Origin of the sequence: Vibrio hippocampi (assembly GCF_921292975.1) — a bacterium.
Lineage (GTDB): Bacteria > Pseudomonadota > Gammaproteobacteria > Enterobacterales > Vibrionaceae > Vibrio > Vibrio hippocampi.
In genome coordinates, this window is the sequence record NZ_CAKLCM010000003.1 from 355,167 (window position 1) to 371,220 (window position 16,054).

General features: G+C 45.4%; 12 protein-coding genes. 8 read left to right on the forward strand and 4 right to left on the reverse strand.

From position 1 onward, the window contains the following. Window positions 1-157: 157 nt before the first annotated feature. Window positions 158-289 (forward strand): hypothetical protein, encoded by a 132-nt coding sequence (locus tag L9Q39_RS20675; RefSeq protein ID WP_290369164.1) that lies wholly within the window; start codon window positions 158-160, stop codon window positions 287-289. A 71-nt stretch (window positions 290-360) separates the two neighbouring features. Here L9Q39_RS20675 and L9Q39_RS14665 read toward each other — a convergent pair whose 3' ends face one another. From L9Q39_RS14665 to L9Q39_RS14675, 3 genes are all read right to left on the reverse strand, one after another. After that, window positions 361-963, reverse strand: a complete 603-nt coding sequence (locus L9Q39_RS14665) for a glutaredoxin (protein ID WP_237485846.1) — start codon at window positions 961-963, stop codon at window positions 361-363. Between the two features lie 537 nt (window positions 964-1,500). Beyond that, window positions 1,501-2,445, reverse strand: coding sequence for a porin (locus L9Q39_RS14670; RefSeq protein WP_237485847.1), 945 nt, complete (start codon window positions 2,443-2,445; stop codon window positions 1,501-1,503). A 374-nt stretch (window positions 2,446-2,819) separates the two neighbouring features. Next, window positions 2,820-3,806, reverse strand: a complete 987-nt coding sequence (locus L9Q39_RS14675) for a LysR family transcriptional regulator (RefSeq protein WP_237485848.1) — start codon at window positions 3,804-3,806, stop codon at window positions 2,820-2,822. Between the two features lie 111 nt (window positions 3,807-3,917). Here L9Q39_RS14675 and L9Q39_RS14680 point away from each other — a divergent pair, with 111 nt between their 5' ends. The 3 genes from L9Q39_RS14680 to L9Q39_RS14690 are packed head-to-tail and all read left to right on the forward strand — an operon-like array spanning window position 3,918 to window position 7,900. Beyond that, window positions 3,918-5,213: a cytosine permease gene (locus L9Q39_RS14680; RefSeq protein WP_237485849.1), complete on the forward strand. Its 1,296-nt coding sequence runs from the start codon at window positions 3,918-3,920 to the stop codon at window positions 5,211-5,213. Beyond that, window positions 5,203-6,336, forward strand: a complete 1,134-nt coding sequence (locus L9Q39_RS14685; RefSeq protein ID WP_237485850.1) for an S-methyl thiohydantoin desulfurase family protein — start codon at window positions 5,203-5,205, stop codon at window positions 6,334-6,336. Before L9Q39_RS14680 ends, L9Q39_RS14685 begins: the two co-directional genes overlap by 11 nt. Window position 6,337: 1 nt before the next feature. Beyond that, window positions 6,338-7,900, forward strand: a complete 1,563-nt coding sequence (locus L9Q39_RS14690; RefSeq protein ID WP_237485851.1) for a hydantoinase/oxoprolinase family protein — start codon at window positions 6,338-6,340, stop codon at window positions 7,898-7,900. Window positions 7,901-8,013: 113 nt separating this feature from the next. Here L9Q39_RS14690 and L9Q39_RS14695 read toward each other — a convergent pair whose 3' ends face one another. After that, window positions 8,014-9,030: a porin gene (locus L9Q39_RS14695; RefSeq protein WP_237485852.1), complete on the reverse strand. Its 1,017-nt coding sequence runs from the start codon at window positions 9,028-9,030 to the stop codon at window positions 8,014-8,016. Between the two features lie 726 nt (window positions 9,031-9,756). On the opposite strand from L9Q39_RS14695, the gene L9Q39_RS14700 reads away from it, so the two are divergent. The 4 genes from L9Q39_RS14700 to L9Q39_RS14715 all read left to right on the forward strand — a co-directional run bounded on the left by L9Q39_RS14700 (window position 9,757) and on the right by L9Q39_RS14715 (window position 16,049). Further along, a complete protein-coding gene (locus L9Q39_RS14700) occupies window positions 9,757-10,794 on the forward strand; it encodes a porin (RefSeq protein ID WP_237485853.1) in 1,038 nt (345 codons plus the stop codon). Between the two features lie 105 nt (window positions 10,795-10,899). Next, entirely contained in the window at window positions 10,900-11,784 is an 885-nt protein-coding gene (locus L9Q39_RS14705) for a LysR family transcriptional regulator (RefSeq protein WP_237485854.1), read from the forward strand. A gap of 95 nt (window positions 11,785-11,879) precedes the next feature. After that, on the forward strand, window positions 11,880-12,968 hold the full coding sequence (locus tag L9Q39_RS14710; protein WP_237485855.1) for an efflux RND transporter periplasmic adaptor subunit: 1,089 nt from the start codon (window positions 11,880-11,882) through the stop codon (window positions 12,966-12,968). 9 nt (window positions 12,969-12,977) lie between these two features. Next, window positions 12,978-16,049 (forward strand): efflux RND transporter permease subunit, encoded by a 3,072-nt coding sequence (locus L9Q39_RS14715; protein WP_237487035.1) that lies wholly within the window; start codon window positions 12,978-12,980, stop codon window positions 16,047-16,049. Window positions 16,050-16,054: the final 5 nt, after the last annotated feature.

Consider the following 16,054-nt stretch of genomic DNA (forward strand, 5'->3'; position numbering starts at 1 on the left):
TGAGCTTTTGTTGTGACCAAAAACACGGTTATTCTCAGTTGATGAAATTTTAATACAAATTAATGTGACTCAAGTCTTGTTTTTGTCTCGTTTTCGGCTATGATTAACACAGATTGAAAAATAATTACATTACACCCATACAGTAGGAGATAATCTTATGAACTACGATTTCGGTGCTGCATATCTAGGCCAAATGCTTGCTAAACAGATGTTTAATGAACTAGACAACCGTAAACCACAGCCTAAGAAAAAATCTTTTGTTCAACGCATGATCAAAAAGATGAAGTAATAGAATTTCATAAAAAAATCCGCTTAGTGCGGATTTTTTTATATCTGTGGTTTTTTAACAACGGGTTAAATTTAACCAAATTCATAAATGTTGTCGGGTGGGTTTTTATCCGTCCTTGCTGCGAGCCATTTCTCTAGGTTGTCCGCTCCCCCAATGTATTCACCATCAAGCCAGATCTGAGGCACAGTAACGGGTGTTTTTTGACCGACATGGGCTTTAACTTCCGGTATCATTCGATAAAGTGCGCCACTCTCTTTAACAACATCATGGTACTGGTAAGCGATACCTGCTTCATCCAGTAATTGTTTTGCTTTAACACAGTAAGGGCAGGTTGCTTTACCAAAAACAATGTTGCCTCTAAGCTGGTCACGTTCAGTCCATTTTTCAATCACAGACTGCACCAGCACTCCACGGTTTAACGCTTCTCCTTGACTCACTACCTTCCCTTCGACCATCACGATCGGCGCATGCCACGCCCCAACTTTAAGCGGTTCCCACCAATGGGAAAGCCAATCTTTCACCTCAAGCTCAATGGGAATACCGTCGAGTTCGGTATCAAAGGTGTCTTGGAGAATATCTTTTGTTAGCGTGCATTCGCCACAAGGAATGGTCACTTTAAAAGGTCCCCAACTGCCTGCCCAACGGTAAAGGGTAATTTTAATCGGCTGTGTCATACTCACCTCAGTCTTTAATCTCTTTGGGTATAGCTATAGAGAACGTTTGATACCACGAATTCTTTCATTGTAGGAAAATTAAAGTCAGATTTCTTGTTACTTTACTGAGGTGAAGTGAGAGTAAGGCAGTGTTAAGCGGTGTTATGAATATAGAGGTTATCGGAAAAAAAAGGCCTCCCTCACGGAAGGGAGGCAAATATAGTGACCACTTATTCAGCCCCATCGGGTGTATAATGACAAACGGTTTTTTCCCTCTATAAAAAACAGTTCTTCATTAACTCAAGGACCTTTCAGTGCAAATGCTGCCAGCATTTGTCATAGTAACTATTGCATTACCCGTGCCAGTTTTTAATAAAAGAGTTAACGCTCTACAAAGCTGATAAATAAAGGCTTTATACGCATTTAAGGTTTTAAGGAACAGCATGAGAATTGTTTTTTATTGGTGCAGTTGCCCAAAAAAAGTGAAAGGTCGAATGCTTAACATTCGACCTTTATCTTATTGGACTTTATGAAATAAATTCGTTTGGCTAGACCAAATTAGAAGTCGTAGCGGATACCAGCTTGTAGCTCATCATCAGAGTCGTCAATTTGCTGGAACTTGTAACCTGCATAAGTACGGATGTGGCTGTTAAACTTATACACGGCTTCGATAGCGATTTCGTCAACAACATCTTCTTTGCTACCGCTGCTTGGGTCAAGCTCTGCGTAGTTATAAACCGCCACTAGAGTCAGCTGTTTCATTGGCTTATATTGTGCCGATAGTTCGTAAGCGGTCACATCGTCGTCGTCACCAGAAGCGAGCTGAACAAGCGCACCAAGAGTGAATGCATCAAGTTTGAATTGACCAGCGATATTAAATAGGTTTGCATCAGTGTCAGCATCGATGTCTTGGTATACATAACCCGCACCAAGGTCGAACGAACCGAAGCTGTACATAGCCGCGATACCATAGCTATCTGTGTCTTTTTCATCGTTAGCTAGGTAGTTTGCTTGGATAGTTAGGTTGTTAAACTCACCAGAATATAGGAAGTTGTTAGTACGCTTATCTTTACCACCGGCAATCGCATCGCCAATCGCATCATCTGAAGCCGCGCCAAAGGTTGCCATGGTATCAGTAAAGTCAGTAAGCATTACCTGAGCTGAATCTTGCTTACCGTATGAGAACTCACCGAAGTTAGTGCCGATACCTGCGAAGAAGTAACGGTTAGTTAGGTCGCTTTTGCCGTCAAATTCAGCTTCGTATTTACCAAAACCGTATAGTTCATCAGAAACTTTGGTCTTACCCTTAATGTTAAGACGAGCACGTGACTTATCTTCAAAAGAGCTGTTGCCATCAACTTCGTTATTGTCAGAAACGTTAAAACGCGCTTCTGCACGACCACCGATTTTAAGGCTAGTGCCGTCGCTGTTGTAAATTTCAGCTGCCATCACTGAACCAGACATTACCGCTGCTACCACACTCGCTAAAACTGCTTTTTTCATTTTAATTTACCTTTAATATAAAAATTGACTTCATGTCTCTTGGGCTGTGAGTAAGGTAAAATTTATATATGACAGAGAAATGCGACTTAAATTACATTTTGATTTCATTGAGGTTTCTATCGGTAGTTTTTTATGCAACTTGATGAATTGGTGAGCTCTTGCTGATTTAAAACAAGGAGTAAGCTATATATACCCAAGTTACCTCAAGATGCAGAGTTCAGAGGTCCTAGATGACTTTATATCAAGGAAAAGATGTGAAGGAATGGTGAATCCTTTCAAGCATATTTGACGCCGAGATAAAGTCATCTAGGTCCTCCCTTCGGGCGAGTTTGCTTGGCTCGTGGTCGGCGTTAACGACTCTCTATTTAGAACCACTAAATCTTCAAGTCGTCGCCTTGTCCACAAACCAAGCAAGTCTCGCTGAACCTCGCATCTTGAGGTAACTTGGGTATAGAACTAAGCAAACAGTCCATAAAGGCACAATGAACCGCAGACGCGCTTTTTTTGCTATTTTTTGTAACTAAGCAGAACTGGCTGCTAAAGTGCCACTTTTTGGGGTTAACCGCGGTAAGGGTGGGGGATAAAAGATTATTATTAATTAAATGTTCTGGTAAAAAGCTAAGGTGTGTTCCCGCCATGGTGAGTAAAACGCCAGATTCAACATTCCATCCATCTATCAGTTTTATACTCTGATATTGCTTAACGTCGAGCAGTTGGTGCATTAGTTCAGCAGAATATCCGCCAATATTTATGCGTTGCTTTTCTAGCGACCAATTCAGTTTTTTAAGCTTATTTGCTACATCTTCTCGAGCATAGAGGTAGCTTTTTTCTTCAAACAGGGGGATGACCTGAGTAAAGTTATGGGATTGATGCTCAGTTTCCACCACAATCATCATATCAAGTTGCCGATTGACGAGCTTTTCATACAACTGGGTGTAATCACCGACCTCGATATGTATCTCAACTTTATCACTGAGTTGATAAAATTTTTCGATTGCTTTGGGAAGTGGGTTGTTGGGCAATGTGATGGTGTTGTCCAGTATGCCGATACGAACTAAGCCGGTCAGTGTGTGTTGAACGCCTTTCAACTTAACCGCGTATTCGCTCATTAATTGTTGTAATTCGTTGGCATAATTAAATACGGTTTCACCTGCTTCAGTCAGTAAAAAACCACTTCGCCCCCTTTGGCACAGCTTAACGCCTAAGCTTTTTTCTAATTCACTCAACTGGTTACTGAGCACAGGCTGACTCAGCCCCGTACTTACAGTCGCATTACTAATGCCTTCCTGCTCAACAATTTGGCAGAACAATTCCAGTCGTCTTAAATCGCGTTTGTCGAGTTTATCGATAGAAAGTGGCATAGTGATACATAGGTAAATTCAAATGTTAGCATCCAATATTATGTATTTATCTGAATATAACAAGCTGCTAGTTTGAATTATTCACAATATGGAAAGATAGTAGGTGCAAGGATGGCAACTAATACGCAACAAAAAATGGATGATTTTGAACTCCAACCCGTTCCCGATTCAGCCAAGCGCTCTTGGTATGTGATTAGTCTTATTTGGCTAGCGATAGGGATCGATATCTCCGGGCTATTTCTCGGCTCATTTCTTAGCAGTGGATTACCCATTGAAGACGCATTGTTCGCGACATTTGCAGGGTCTGCGATATTGGCTGTCTTGGCGATGTTGTGTGCCAACATCGGCTTTCAATCAGGAGTTTCTACGCCCTTGATGAGTAGTTCTGTGTTTGGTCGTTATGGCGGCAAGATACTTGGCGCGATTAACGGCATCTCTTTGGTCGGTTGGTTTGCGTTTCAGGCGGATTTCTTTGCTTATATTCTCGTTGATGCTTTAGCCAATTATGGTGTTGAAGTGTCCCATTTATCGGCTTTGATCGGTGGCGCATTATTAATGATGGTCACGGCTATCTTTGGGGTACGAGCGTTAGGCAAATTAAGTACCTATTCGGTGCCTTTAATGGTGACTTTGATTACTGTCGGTCTATTTATGGCTGCTGGAGCGCAATCTAGCGAAAGCCGAGTGTTGACCGAAACCTTACCGATGGGTGAAGCCATTTCTTATGTCATGTCTATCTGGATATTGGCAGCAGTCGCCGCGCCAGACATTGCTCGTTACGCGAAAACGCGTAAGGACGCCATACTGGGAGCGGGCTTTGGTTTCCTATTTGGTAATAGTGCCATCATTGTCGTTGCATTATTACTGACTCAAATGACTGGTAGCGACAATTTGGTCGATATCTTTTTTGGCATCGGCATGGGAATGGCCGCCATCATTGTGTTGGTATTCGCCCAATGGACCACCAACAGTAGCAACCTTGTGTCAGGTGCACTTGGAATGGCGGTGGTATTACCCAACGTATCACGCCCACTGCTTGTGGTACTGATGACGATTGTCGGTATCTTTATTGCCCAGTTCGGCATGTTGGATATGTTTACCGCTTTCTTGACCTTGCTTGGTGTCTCCATTGCGCCTTCTGCGGGCGTCTATCTCGCTCAATACTATTTACTTGATAAAGAAGCGCTTGATTATCAGCAGATCATGCGTACGCCAAAATGGATCGCAAGGGGTCTGATTGCTTGGGCGATGGGTTCACTCGTGAGTGCATGTACTGCTGCTGAGTTCTTTGGGTTATTTACGTTGACTTCAATCTCGGCAGTGGATGGGATTTTAGTTTCACTCGTGGTTTATTACGCACTAAGTAAATGGTTTGTTTCAGCAGAGGATGCCGTGAGTGATTATTAATGAGCAGATGATTGATGATATCGCGTTAGGTGCGACGGTACTGGGAACGGGTGGCGGAGGCGACCCTTACAGTGGGGCATTAATGGCAAAAGCCGCCATTAATAACGCTACAAAACCCGTTGAGTTGCTTGCGCTTGAGCAGGTAGAAGATGATTGGTTGACGGTGCCGTCTTCTATGATTGGCGCTCCAACGGTAGCGATAGAAAAGATCAACTCTCAATCTCAGATGCTGGTGGCATTTGAGGCGATGGAACAGACGCTGAATGAGCAGATCCAAGCAACATTTCCGATTGAGGTCGGTGGCTTTAACTCCCTTATCCCCATTCTGGTTGCCGCACAAAAAGGTATTCCGGTGGTTGATTGTGACGCAATGGGGCGGGCGTTTCCTGAATCGCAAATGGTGACGTTCTTTCTCGACGATTTACCGTCGGCTCCCAACACACTTGCCGATGAAAAGGGCAATGTGGTGGTGCTGCATCCCATTGATGGGGTTTGGTCAGAGCGCTTTGCGAGACCGATTACTGAGCAGATGGGCGGTTCCGCAGCAATGTGTGATTATCCGATGAAAGGGATTAATCTCAAGCGCAGTGCATTGCCAGCAACCTTAACCAAAGCGATGCAAATTGGTGCCGCGATTCGTCAAGCGAATGAAACTGGCGCGAATGCGGTTGAGGCGGTGATGGACATTGTGGCTGGTCATCGTCTGATCAGTGGCAAGATCATGGATATAGACCGAAATACCAGCGGCGGGTTTGTGACTGGCGGGTTGCGTATTGATAAGCTCAATACGTCTACTCATCAGCAGCCGGATTCTATTTTTGTCCATTTTCAGAATGAACTGTTAGTCGCCCATTGCGGTGAACTCGCCAGTGACATGAGTCAAGCGTCATTATTGGCAGCGACGCCGGATCTGATCTCTATTTTGGACCATGAAACGGGTCATCCTATTACCACGGAGCAGCTTCGCTATGGTCAACGTGTGGATGTCATTGCCTATCCTTGCGACCAAAAATGGCGCACTCCGAAAGGGATCGAAGTGGCGGGACCGGGATACTTTGGTTATCCGGTGGAGTTTGTTGCCATTGAGAAATTGGTAACGGTTGACAGTGTGCAAGGAGTCTAGTTTGGAGCAAGCAATTTATCGTTTAGGCATTGATGTTGGTGGAACCAATACCGATGGTGTGCTTCTTGACCAATCGCTGGAAGTGGTTGCTAAAGCCAAAGTCCCGACCAGCGAAGACATCGTCAGCGGCATTGATCGGGTCATTGAGGCGTTATTGTTGCAGTCCGATGCCAAAGGCGAACAAATCCAATATGCCATGCTTGGAACGACGCAATGTACCAATGCCATTGTAGAAAGACGAGGCTTGGATCGTTGTGGCATGATCCGTTTAGCGCTTCCTAGTGGCAGTGCTGTTCCACCGCTGTGTGGTTGGGACAAAGAGTGGCAACAGCAACTGGGTGAACACTTTTATCAAGCGCACGGTGGCTATGAATACAATGGTCAACCGATTGCTGAAGTTAAAGAAGAGGAAATAAGACAACTGTGCCGCTCTATGGCAGGTCATGTGGACTCGATTGCGATCTGCGGTGTATTTTCTCCGGTCAATCCAGATCAAGAGTTACAAGTCGCTGATTGGGTGCAACAAGAGCTTCCCGATGTGCATCTCTCTTTGTCGCATAAAGTGGGCAGTTTAGGCGTGTTGGAGCGTGAAAATGCCACCATCCTGAACGCCGCCCTGCAAGGGACTGCGCGCCGATTTGTCCAAGGGTTTGTTCATGCATTAGAAAAACATCGCATACAAGCGACGCCCTACTTTGGTCAAAACGACGGCACGCTAATGTCACAGCAGCATGCTTTGAAATACCCTATTTTGACGGTGGCTTGCGGACCGACAAACTCGATCCGAGGTGCCAGTCATCTTACTCAGCTTAAAGATGCCATCGTGGTTGATGTCGGTGGGACAACATCGGACATTGGTGCGCTAGTACATGGCTACCCGCGAGAATCCAGTGTTGCAGTGGAATTAGGACAGGTCAGAACTAACTTTAGGATGCCCGATATTTTAGCGTTGGCGATTGGTGGCGGAACGATAGTGAAACTCTCCGAAACGGGCGCAGTACTGGGACCAGAAAGTCTTGGGCATCGATTGTTAGAACACTCACAAAGCTTTGCTGGAGACACCTTAACGCTCACCGATATCGCATTATCAACTGGCATGATGCAATGGGGGGACGAACATTTATTGACTCCGATTGAGATAGCGCCGGAAACCGCAGCGATGGTTTACCAACAGATGGTATCGGTAGTGGAAGAGGGAATCGACAAAATGAAAACCTCTGCTAACAAAGTTCCGTTGATCTTAGTCGGCGGCGGTAGTGCGTTAATGCCGGAGTTGTTCGAGGGGGTGAGTGAGGTGATTCGTCCTGGTCACTTTGAGGTAGCGAATGCCATCGGGGTGGCGCTGGGGGAGATCTCAGGGCAGTTGGATAAAATCGTTGAAATTCCTGCCAGTCAGCGAGTGGCGATTATGTGCGAGTTGCAACAAGAGGCAATTGACTTAGCTATTGAAGCTGGCGCGTGTCCCAATACAGTCTCCGTTATTGAGCGTACCGAGATCCCGCTTAGTTACCTCCAAGGTAATCAGGTCCATATTAAAATAAAGGCGGCGGGCAGGATTGCTTAGTTGCTTGATTACTCAGCTGATTAGCTGATTGGCAAACGCTAAAAGCTAAAGTTTCATAAAAAAGCTTCACCACTTTGGGTGAAGCTTTGCGTCGTTTCTATTAGCTGGGAACATTAGAAGTCGTAACGTAAACCTAAACGCACAGAATCATCGGCATCGTAATCAGATAAGGTTGTACCATCGTAACTCCAGTCATCAGCCTCAAGCATATTCATTTTATAACTCAAATAAGCTCGAAGTGAGCGGTTGAACTTGTAGACGCCCGTCAGTTCAACATAATCGTTTTTGTTGATGCGCTTACCAAAATCCTCGTCATCGATTTCTTGCTTACCATAAACTAAAATCGCCGTCAGGTGAGAAGCAAAGCTATAGCTTGCGGCAAATTCGTAACCTTCAAAATCTAGGTTAGCATCGTCATCCGCCGAGCCCGTCGTGTAGGTTCCCGCTAAGTATAGGTCTTCCCATGTGTAGTTTAGACCGGCGATAAACTGGTCAGTGTCTCCACTGCCATTAACTTCACCTGCCGCGTAACCCAAGCCAACACCTAAACCAATGGGAGTGACATAAACACCCGAAATACCATAGCTATCGTCGCTGTCTTCATCGCTCGCCACGTAATCCGCTTTTATGGTAAGACTGTCCATGAATTCGCCGGTATATAGGAAGGTGTTGTTAATCTGCTCGTTACCCGCGTCAATAAATGCCTTTTGATCCCCCGAATAGGTCGAGATATCCGACATCTGAGAGATCTGCACGACTGCGGTATCCTGACGACCAAAGGAAACGCTGTTGCCATTAGTGGATAAACCCACGTACATGTAGCGCTGTTTAAAGTCAGTGTTTGAATCGTTACCACTGGATGAATTGACGGTTTGCTCTGCTTCGTAAAAGGCAAAGCCATCTAAATCACTGGTGATGCTGGTGTTCATATCGGCATTGAGACGGAAACGTGATTTGTTGTTCATCGTTCCATCTAGCTCTTCACCGCTATCTTTGCCCGCAAAATCGCCACGAAATTCTGCTCGGCCACCAACAGCAAGGGAAGTCCCGTCTGAGTTATACACTTCTGCTGCTAAAGCAGAGCCTGTGATTAGAGTCGTCATCGCCGTAGCGATCGCTGTCATTTTCATAATTTATTCCTTGGTTTTAGAGTCCACTGCGAGATCACCAAGACCACTTTTACATGGATGACTCAAGTCAAAGCGTAGTCGCAGATCTGCACCCTTGTCTTACATCTGAGAGAAAGTTCAATACAACTGCCCGTTATGTGATGGGCGTCACATTGTTATTTTGATGGGCAGCGCGGTCGCGCCGATAACGGACCTTAGGCAAATTCATGTAGTGGCAAGCTTGAAGCGTTAGAAATCTAAAATGTTCAACAAAACACGAGAGAACGGGTGCTCTGTAAACCTCTTGTTACACTTGGCGTTGCTTTTAATATAAAGAAGATTATTTAACTGGCTGAATTTCAATCAATTTAGTTCCGTAATCGTGATAAGTGTCACCAGTGAAGGGAATGAATTGTTCAATAAATCAAAGAAATCATCATTAAATCTGCATTTTTATGCTTTTTATATTGATTTAGAAATTTAGGTTTTTTGTCTAAGTGTTTGTAAATATGAGATTTATATATTTAGAAAACACTGTTTTTAATGTTTTAGTAGGTTTTATGACAGTTTGTTGAACTTTAAAGGTAGAGTGACTCCATCGTGTTAACCCGACGTTACAGGGACTCGATGGTGCGACGTTCACTTTTAGTTTTTTGGACTTGTTAGTGGGCGAAGACACTTCTCGGTAGCGCGGAACCCAATACTCCACGACCTTGTGGTGAATTAACTTTACTAATGGAAGTTACAATGAATAAGAAATTTATTGCACTAGCAGTGGCAGCCGCTGCATTCGGTACATCGGTACAAGCGGTTGAGCTATACAACAACGATGGTTCAACTCTTTCTCTTGGCGGTCACGTTTCTGTGGGCGTTGGTGGTTCAGAAGAATCAGATACTGAAGTGCAAGCGACTTCTCCACGTATCAATATCGAAGCAACTCAAGACCTAGGTAACGGTTTCACTGCTGACGCTAAAGCAGAGTGGGCACTAAACTACCTAGACGGTGGCGAAGAGACGTTCTCTACTCGTCTTGGTTATATCGGTCTTACTCACGCTGAGTTTGGTCGCGCTGTTGCGGGTACGCAGTGGGCACCTTACTACAACGCAGCAGGCGTTGCAGATATGCCAATCGCATTCGCGAACGACTTTATCTATGACAACCACGGTGCGCTAGGTACTGGTCGTGCAGACAAAATGCTTTCTTACTCAAACGCTGTTAGCTTCGGCAACAACGGCGACCTAAACGTTGCTGTTGGTTGGCAAGGTAGCAAGACGGATACTCTAGGTGACACTGATAACGTTAAAGTTGACGACCGTTACCAAGTAGCTCTTGGCTACGCTGTGGCTGGCTTCGGCATCAACTACGCATACGTTGGTGGTGACATCACAGTTTCTGGTAATACTGAGACAGCGCAATCTAACGTATTCTCTGCAAGCTACGGTTCATACGGTAACGGTCTATACATCGCAGGTGTATACGCAATGAACGACTATATGAACAACGGCAAGAACGGCAATGAAGATCTTCTAGAAGAGACTCGCGCTTACGAAGCTTTAGTGGCTTATAGCCTAGCGAACAGCCTAAACCTAAGCGTAAACTACGAGAAAGTAGAAGACTCTAAAGACGATCTAACTGTGACTGAAACCACGGCGATCCAAGCTGAGTACGACCTATCTCCAAAACTACGCACTTACGCAGGTTACCAATTTGACCTACGTGGCGAAGGCACTTACAAAGGCAACCGTGACAATGCATGGCTTGCTGGCGTACGTTACTTCCTATAATCACTCGGTTATAGCATAATGATAAAAGCCCACTGATTTTTCAGTGGGCTTTTTGCTATTTTTAGTTTGATGAAATTCAGTTGACTCACTTAGGGAGTGTGAACAGTGAAAATTGCAGACTTAAGACTCTTTGTTAAGGTAGTCGAGCTTGGCAGCTTTACCGCCGCCGCAACGTCGTTGGACTTACCACGAGCCAATGTCAGCCGACGTATTAGTGAGTTAGAACAGCAAGTCGGCACGCCCTTATTTCATCGCACGACCAGAAAGATCTCACTCACCAATCAAGGTGAAATCTATTACCATAAGCTGCTGCAAGTTATCGAGCTATTTGATAGTGCCAACGAAGAGATCACTCAAAGTTCTTGCGCCATGAAAGGCAAGGTGAAACTGGGTATCTTGTCGGAAACCAACGAAAAATTGCAGCCTATTCTGTTTCAATTTTTACAACAGTATCCTGACGTTGAACTCGATCTTCGAGTGATACAAAACGGCTTTACTGACATGTATCAGCAGGGGTTGGATATTGCTTTTCATGGGGGTGAACTGGTTGATTCTTCCGAGCTAGTAGCCAGAAAAATACTCGCTCTCGACCGCTGTGTTGTGGCAAGCCAAAGCTATCTGCAAAAAAATGGAACCCCCTTTACCGTTGATGAATTAGCTCAACATCAAGCGCTGTGCTATCGCTGGCCATCGGGAGATCTTGAGGTTAAATGGCATTTTTCAGGACAGACCGTGAAGGTCAACAGTCGACTTGAGTCCAACAGTATTGCCTTTCTTAAAGATGCGGCGAAATCGGGCTTGGGGATTGCTTTTTTACCTAAGGTATTAGTGAGTAGCGAATTACAAACTGGTTCCCTCGTCTCTATATTGGAACATGAACTTCCCATAGCAGAACAGGGCTATCTGCTCTATCCTCAGCCCAAAACACTCAACCAAGCCAGTCGTGAGTTGATTCAATTTTTATTACAAGAAGTGCCTAAATTGATCTAATTGTCTCAAAAAATGTGACAGTCAGTCATATGGGTGGTTGATTATTTGAACACTGTTCATTAGTAGAATAGCGCTAACTTAATGGAGCTATTTATATGAACAAATTCTGGTATAAAACCACGCTGACCATGGGTGTGATTGTCTCACTCAGTGGTTGTAATCAACAGACCGCAGAGATGGAATCTGCCCCTGTCTCTCAGACTAAGGTTCAAGTCATTCAACTAGGCGATCTTGCTGCTACCTCTCAAAAACACTTCAGTGGCGTGGTCAAGCCGCATGAAAAAGTCGATTTATCTTTTCGTGTGCCCGGAACCATCAACAATATCGCCGTCAAAGCGGGAGACAGCGTTGTCAAAGGTCAGCTCATTGCTCAACTAGACGATCACGATTACCAAGTTGTACTGCAAGAGCTGGAAGCGAAAATGCTAGAAGCTCAGTCGGCGCATAAATTAGCCAAGGCTGAATTACAACGAGTCCAACAAGCAGCGCAAGATGATGCGATTGCTCAGGTTAACCTTGATCGTGCGATCAGTGGCTATGAGCGCAGTCAGTCGGCAATTAAAGTGGTTGAAAAAAATATCCAACGCGCAAAAGATACGCTGGCGTACACGCACCTTTATGCGCCTTATGATGGCGTAGTAGGTCGAGTTAACTTTGATACCTATGAGCAGACGTTAGCGGGTGTTGCTGTGGCAACCATACAAGATAATAAAGAGTTTGAAATTGAAGTAGATGTACCAGAAAGTCTTATTCACCATTTCGAGATGGGGCAAACGGGCACGGTCTCTTGGTATCAGTCTGACGTGAAATTGGACGCAACGGTAGCTGAAATTGCGCCTCTGCCGCATTTAATTAAACAAACCTACCCAGTCACCTATCGCATCACACAAACGGACGATCGTCTGTTTTCTGGAAAGTCGGTCTCTTTGACCGCCGATATTGCGCAGCCTGTTTCGGCTCATTGCATCCCTTACTCCGCTATTGCTGGTGACGATCAGTCGATGCATATCAATGTGGTGCGCTATCAACATATCGAACAAGTTCCGGTGGAGCTTGAGTTTATTGATGCTTACCAAGCGTGTGTTTTTGGTGATCTGAAAGCCGGTGAGCACATTGTTGTGAGTGGTACACATTATTTGTCACCCGGTGACATGGTTGAACAGATGATCGTTCGTGCTCAGTAAGGAAGTATGATGTTAAAACTCGCCGAATTTGCTATTCGTCAGCGAACCTTTGTGCTGTTTTTTACAGTACTGAGCGTGATCGCTGGTCTTTATTCCTACTTTGATTTAGGTAAGCTGGAAGATCCAACGTTTACCGTCAAAACCGCGGTTGTTGTGACCCTTTATCCCGGCGCGTCTGCACAAGAAGTGGAACAACAAGTGACCGATACGGTCGAGACAAAGTTGCAAGAGATGGGGCAACTGCATAAGTTGCGCTCACTCACTCGCCCCGGTATCTCTATGGTGTTTGTTGATCTTAAAGAAAGCCTCAACTCAGCCAACCTGCCTCAGGAATGGGACTTGCTAAGACGTAAGGTTAGCGACGTTAAACTTCAACTGCCGAGTACGGCTCAGATTAGCATTGTGCAAGATGAATTTTCTGAAGTTTACGGCATGCTTTTCTCAATCCATGGCGATGACGCCAAGCCAGAAGAGTTACGTCAATATGCTGAGGAGTTGCAGCGCCGTATTAAGACCATCGAAGGCATCAAAAAGATTGAGCTTCATGGTGTGCAGCCTCGCACGGTTTATGTCGATATCAGTGATGAAAGGCTGATGCAATACGGTCTGTCTAGCGCGCAACTGTGGAGTCAGCTGAACAGTCAAAATATGACTTATGAAGCGGGCAGTTTTGATGCGGGTACACAACGAATTCGTGTCAATCAAAGCAGTGAGTTCCAATCGATCGCCGATATTGAAAACCTCGTGATCAAGAGCGGCGTTGGGGCCGTCTCCGGCGGCTTGGTGCGCTTGGGTGATATCGCCGATGTGCGTATGGGTTATCAAACCCCCGTTTTGACCGAAAATCGTTACAACGGTGAGGCGGCTGTCACGCTGGCGGTGAGTCCTGTCAGTGGTATTAATGTGGTCAGCTTAGGTGGCAGCATTAAAGCCATCATCAACGACTATCAGGCTGAATTGCCGATGGGCGTTAAGATCGCAACGGTTGCCTATCAACCAGAAGAAGTTCAAAAGTCTATCGATAACTTCGTTGGCAATTTATTAGAAAGTGTGGCGATTGTATTCATCGTGCTGTTGGTCTTTATGGGGCTCAAGAGTGCCACTATCGTTGGTGCCAGTCTGCTATTGACCATATTGTTAACCCTGATCTACATGAACATTGCCAGCATTGACTTGCACCGAGTCTCTTTGGGTACGTTTATCCTAGCGCTGGGTATGTTGGTGGATAATGCCATTGTGATCACCGATATGATTATGGTGAAGCTCAACAAAGGTATTGAAAGAACCCAGGCCGCACTTGAGTCGGTCAAAGAAACGGCATTGCCACTATTAGGCGCGACTATCATTGCGATAATGGGGGCGAGCCCAGTGCTGTTCTCTAAAACCGATGCGGCTGAGTTTTCTAGTTCGATGTTCTATATTCTGGCCTCTTCACTATTGCTGTCTTGGTTTGTTGCGGTGACGTTTACCACCTTAATGTGTTGGATGCTACTGAAGCCAAAAGCACAGGGACAAGCGACAAAAACCAATTTTTATCATCGTCTGGTTGGCTGGACGGTCGCTAAACCGGCTAAAGCCTTGCTGGCGCTGATACCACTGATTGTGGCTACTGGCGTTGCTGTTCCGTATGTTGCGGTCAACTTTATGCCTCAGTCGGATAGACCTTTGGTTTTCTTTGATTACTGGTTACCGAATGGCGCTAAAATCGAGCAAACATCAGCCGATATGAAGCGTGTTGAGCAGTGGTTGTTAGAGCAGCCAGAAGTGATCGATGTCTCTTCAATGGTTGGGGCGAGTATCCCACGCTTTTCCGTGACGGTTGAGCCAGAGCCTTTAGACTCTGCGTATGGGCAAATTCTGATCAACGTGCATGATTATGATGCCATTAATGGTTTAGTCGAACGCGGTGATCAATGGGCTGCTGAGCAGTTCCCAGATGCTGAACCACGTTTTAGAGCGTTAAAATTGGCGACCAAAGATAAGTTTGCCGTAGAAGCGCGTTTTTCCGGTCCAGATACTCAGGTGCTGCATCAACTTGCCGATCAAGCGAAAGCGATCATGGCAACCCATCCCGATGCTAAGTATGTCCGTGATGACTGGCGCCAACCTAGCTTAGTCATGACGCCAATTATCGATCAGAACAAAGCACGCCGTGCGGGAATTAATCGTACCGATATTGCGTTTGCATTAAAGCGCTCTTCAGAAGGCATGCCGATTGGTCAAATGAATCTTAACGAGGAATTGATTCCGATTCAGATCCGTGGCTCTAATCCGACCTTATCGTCGCTAGAGACATTGCCAGTACGTTCTTTGTTGGGTTTGCACAGTGTGCCTCTTGGTCAGGTTATGGATGGCGTTGATCTTAAACCCGAAGAGAGCATGATATGGCGTCGTGATCGCGTTAAAACTATTACAGCACAAGCCAGTGTCGCGCGAGATTCAACCCCTGCGATTGTCCGTAATGCGATGAAACAACAAATAGAAGCGATTCCTCTTCCTCCAGGTTACAGCATGGAGTGGGGCGGCGAATATTACGACGAAAACAAAGCCGTCGTCGATATTATCAAGCAACTTCCGAAGGCGATGATCATTATGGTGATTATCATTGTGGCGATGTTTAACGGATTTAAACAGCCTGCGATCATTCTATCGACCATCCCATTAGCCGCGACCGGAGCCACATTTGCTTTGATTGGCTTTAGTAAACCATTTGGTTTTATGGCGTTGATTGGTGCAATTACGTTAATGGGTATGATCATCAAAAATGGCATCGTACTGATGGATCAAATTGAGCTTGAGCGAGCGCAAGGTAAAGCGTTAGATGAGGCGATCAAAGCGGCGACGATTAATCGTACGATGGCGATTTCAATGGGCGCGTTAACCACAGCTCTAGGTATGATCCCGCTGTTAAGTGATCGTCTGTTTGACCAGATGGCGGCAACCATTATCGGCGGCTTGGCGGCTGCGACGGTGTTGTCTCTTTTCATCATGCCTGCGATGTATCGCTTGTCATACAAAGATCAACCGGAGTTAGCGAAGGATAAAACCTCAACGTTGGCGCCCTCACAGAGTTCAATCTAAAGGTA

Coding starts and splice junctions, on each gene's coding strand:
- L9Q39_RS14675 (WP_237485848.1), bottom strand. CDS start 3,806: ATGCCACTTTCTATCGATAAACTCGACAAACGCGATTTAAGACGACTG.
- L9Q39_RS20675 (WP_290369164.1), top strand. CDS start 158: ATGAACTACGATTTCGGTGCTGCATATCTAGGCCAAATGCTTGCTAAA.
- L9Q39_RS14680 (WP_237485849.1), top strand. CDS start 3,918: ATGGCAACTAATACGCAACAAAAAATGGATGATTTTGAACTCCAACCC.
- L9Q39_RS14665 (WP_237485846.1), bottom strand. CDS start 963: ATGACACAGCCGATTAAAATTACCCTTTACCGTTGGGCAGGCAGTTGG.
- L9Q39_RS14715 (WP_237487035.1), top strand. CDS start 12,978: ATGTTAAAACTCGCCGAATTTGCTATTCGTCAGCGAACCTTTGTGCTG.
- L9Q39_RS14710 (WP_237485855.1), top strand. CDS start 11,880: ATGAACAAATTCTGGTATAAAACCACGCTGACCATGGGTGTGATTGTC.
- L9Q39_RS14700 (WP_237485853.1), top strand. CDS start 9,757: ATGAATAAGAAATTTATTGCACTAGCAGTGGCAGCCGCTGCATTCGGT.
- L9Q39_RS14670 (WP_237485847.1), bottom strand. CDS start 2,445: ATGAAAAAAGCAGTTTTAGCGAGTGTGGTAGCAGCGGTAATGTCTGGT.
- L9Q39_RS14695 (WP_237485852.1), bottom strand. CDS start 9,030: ATGAAAATGACAGCGATCGCTACGGCGATGACGACTCTAATCACAGGC.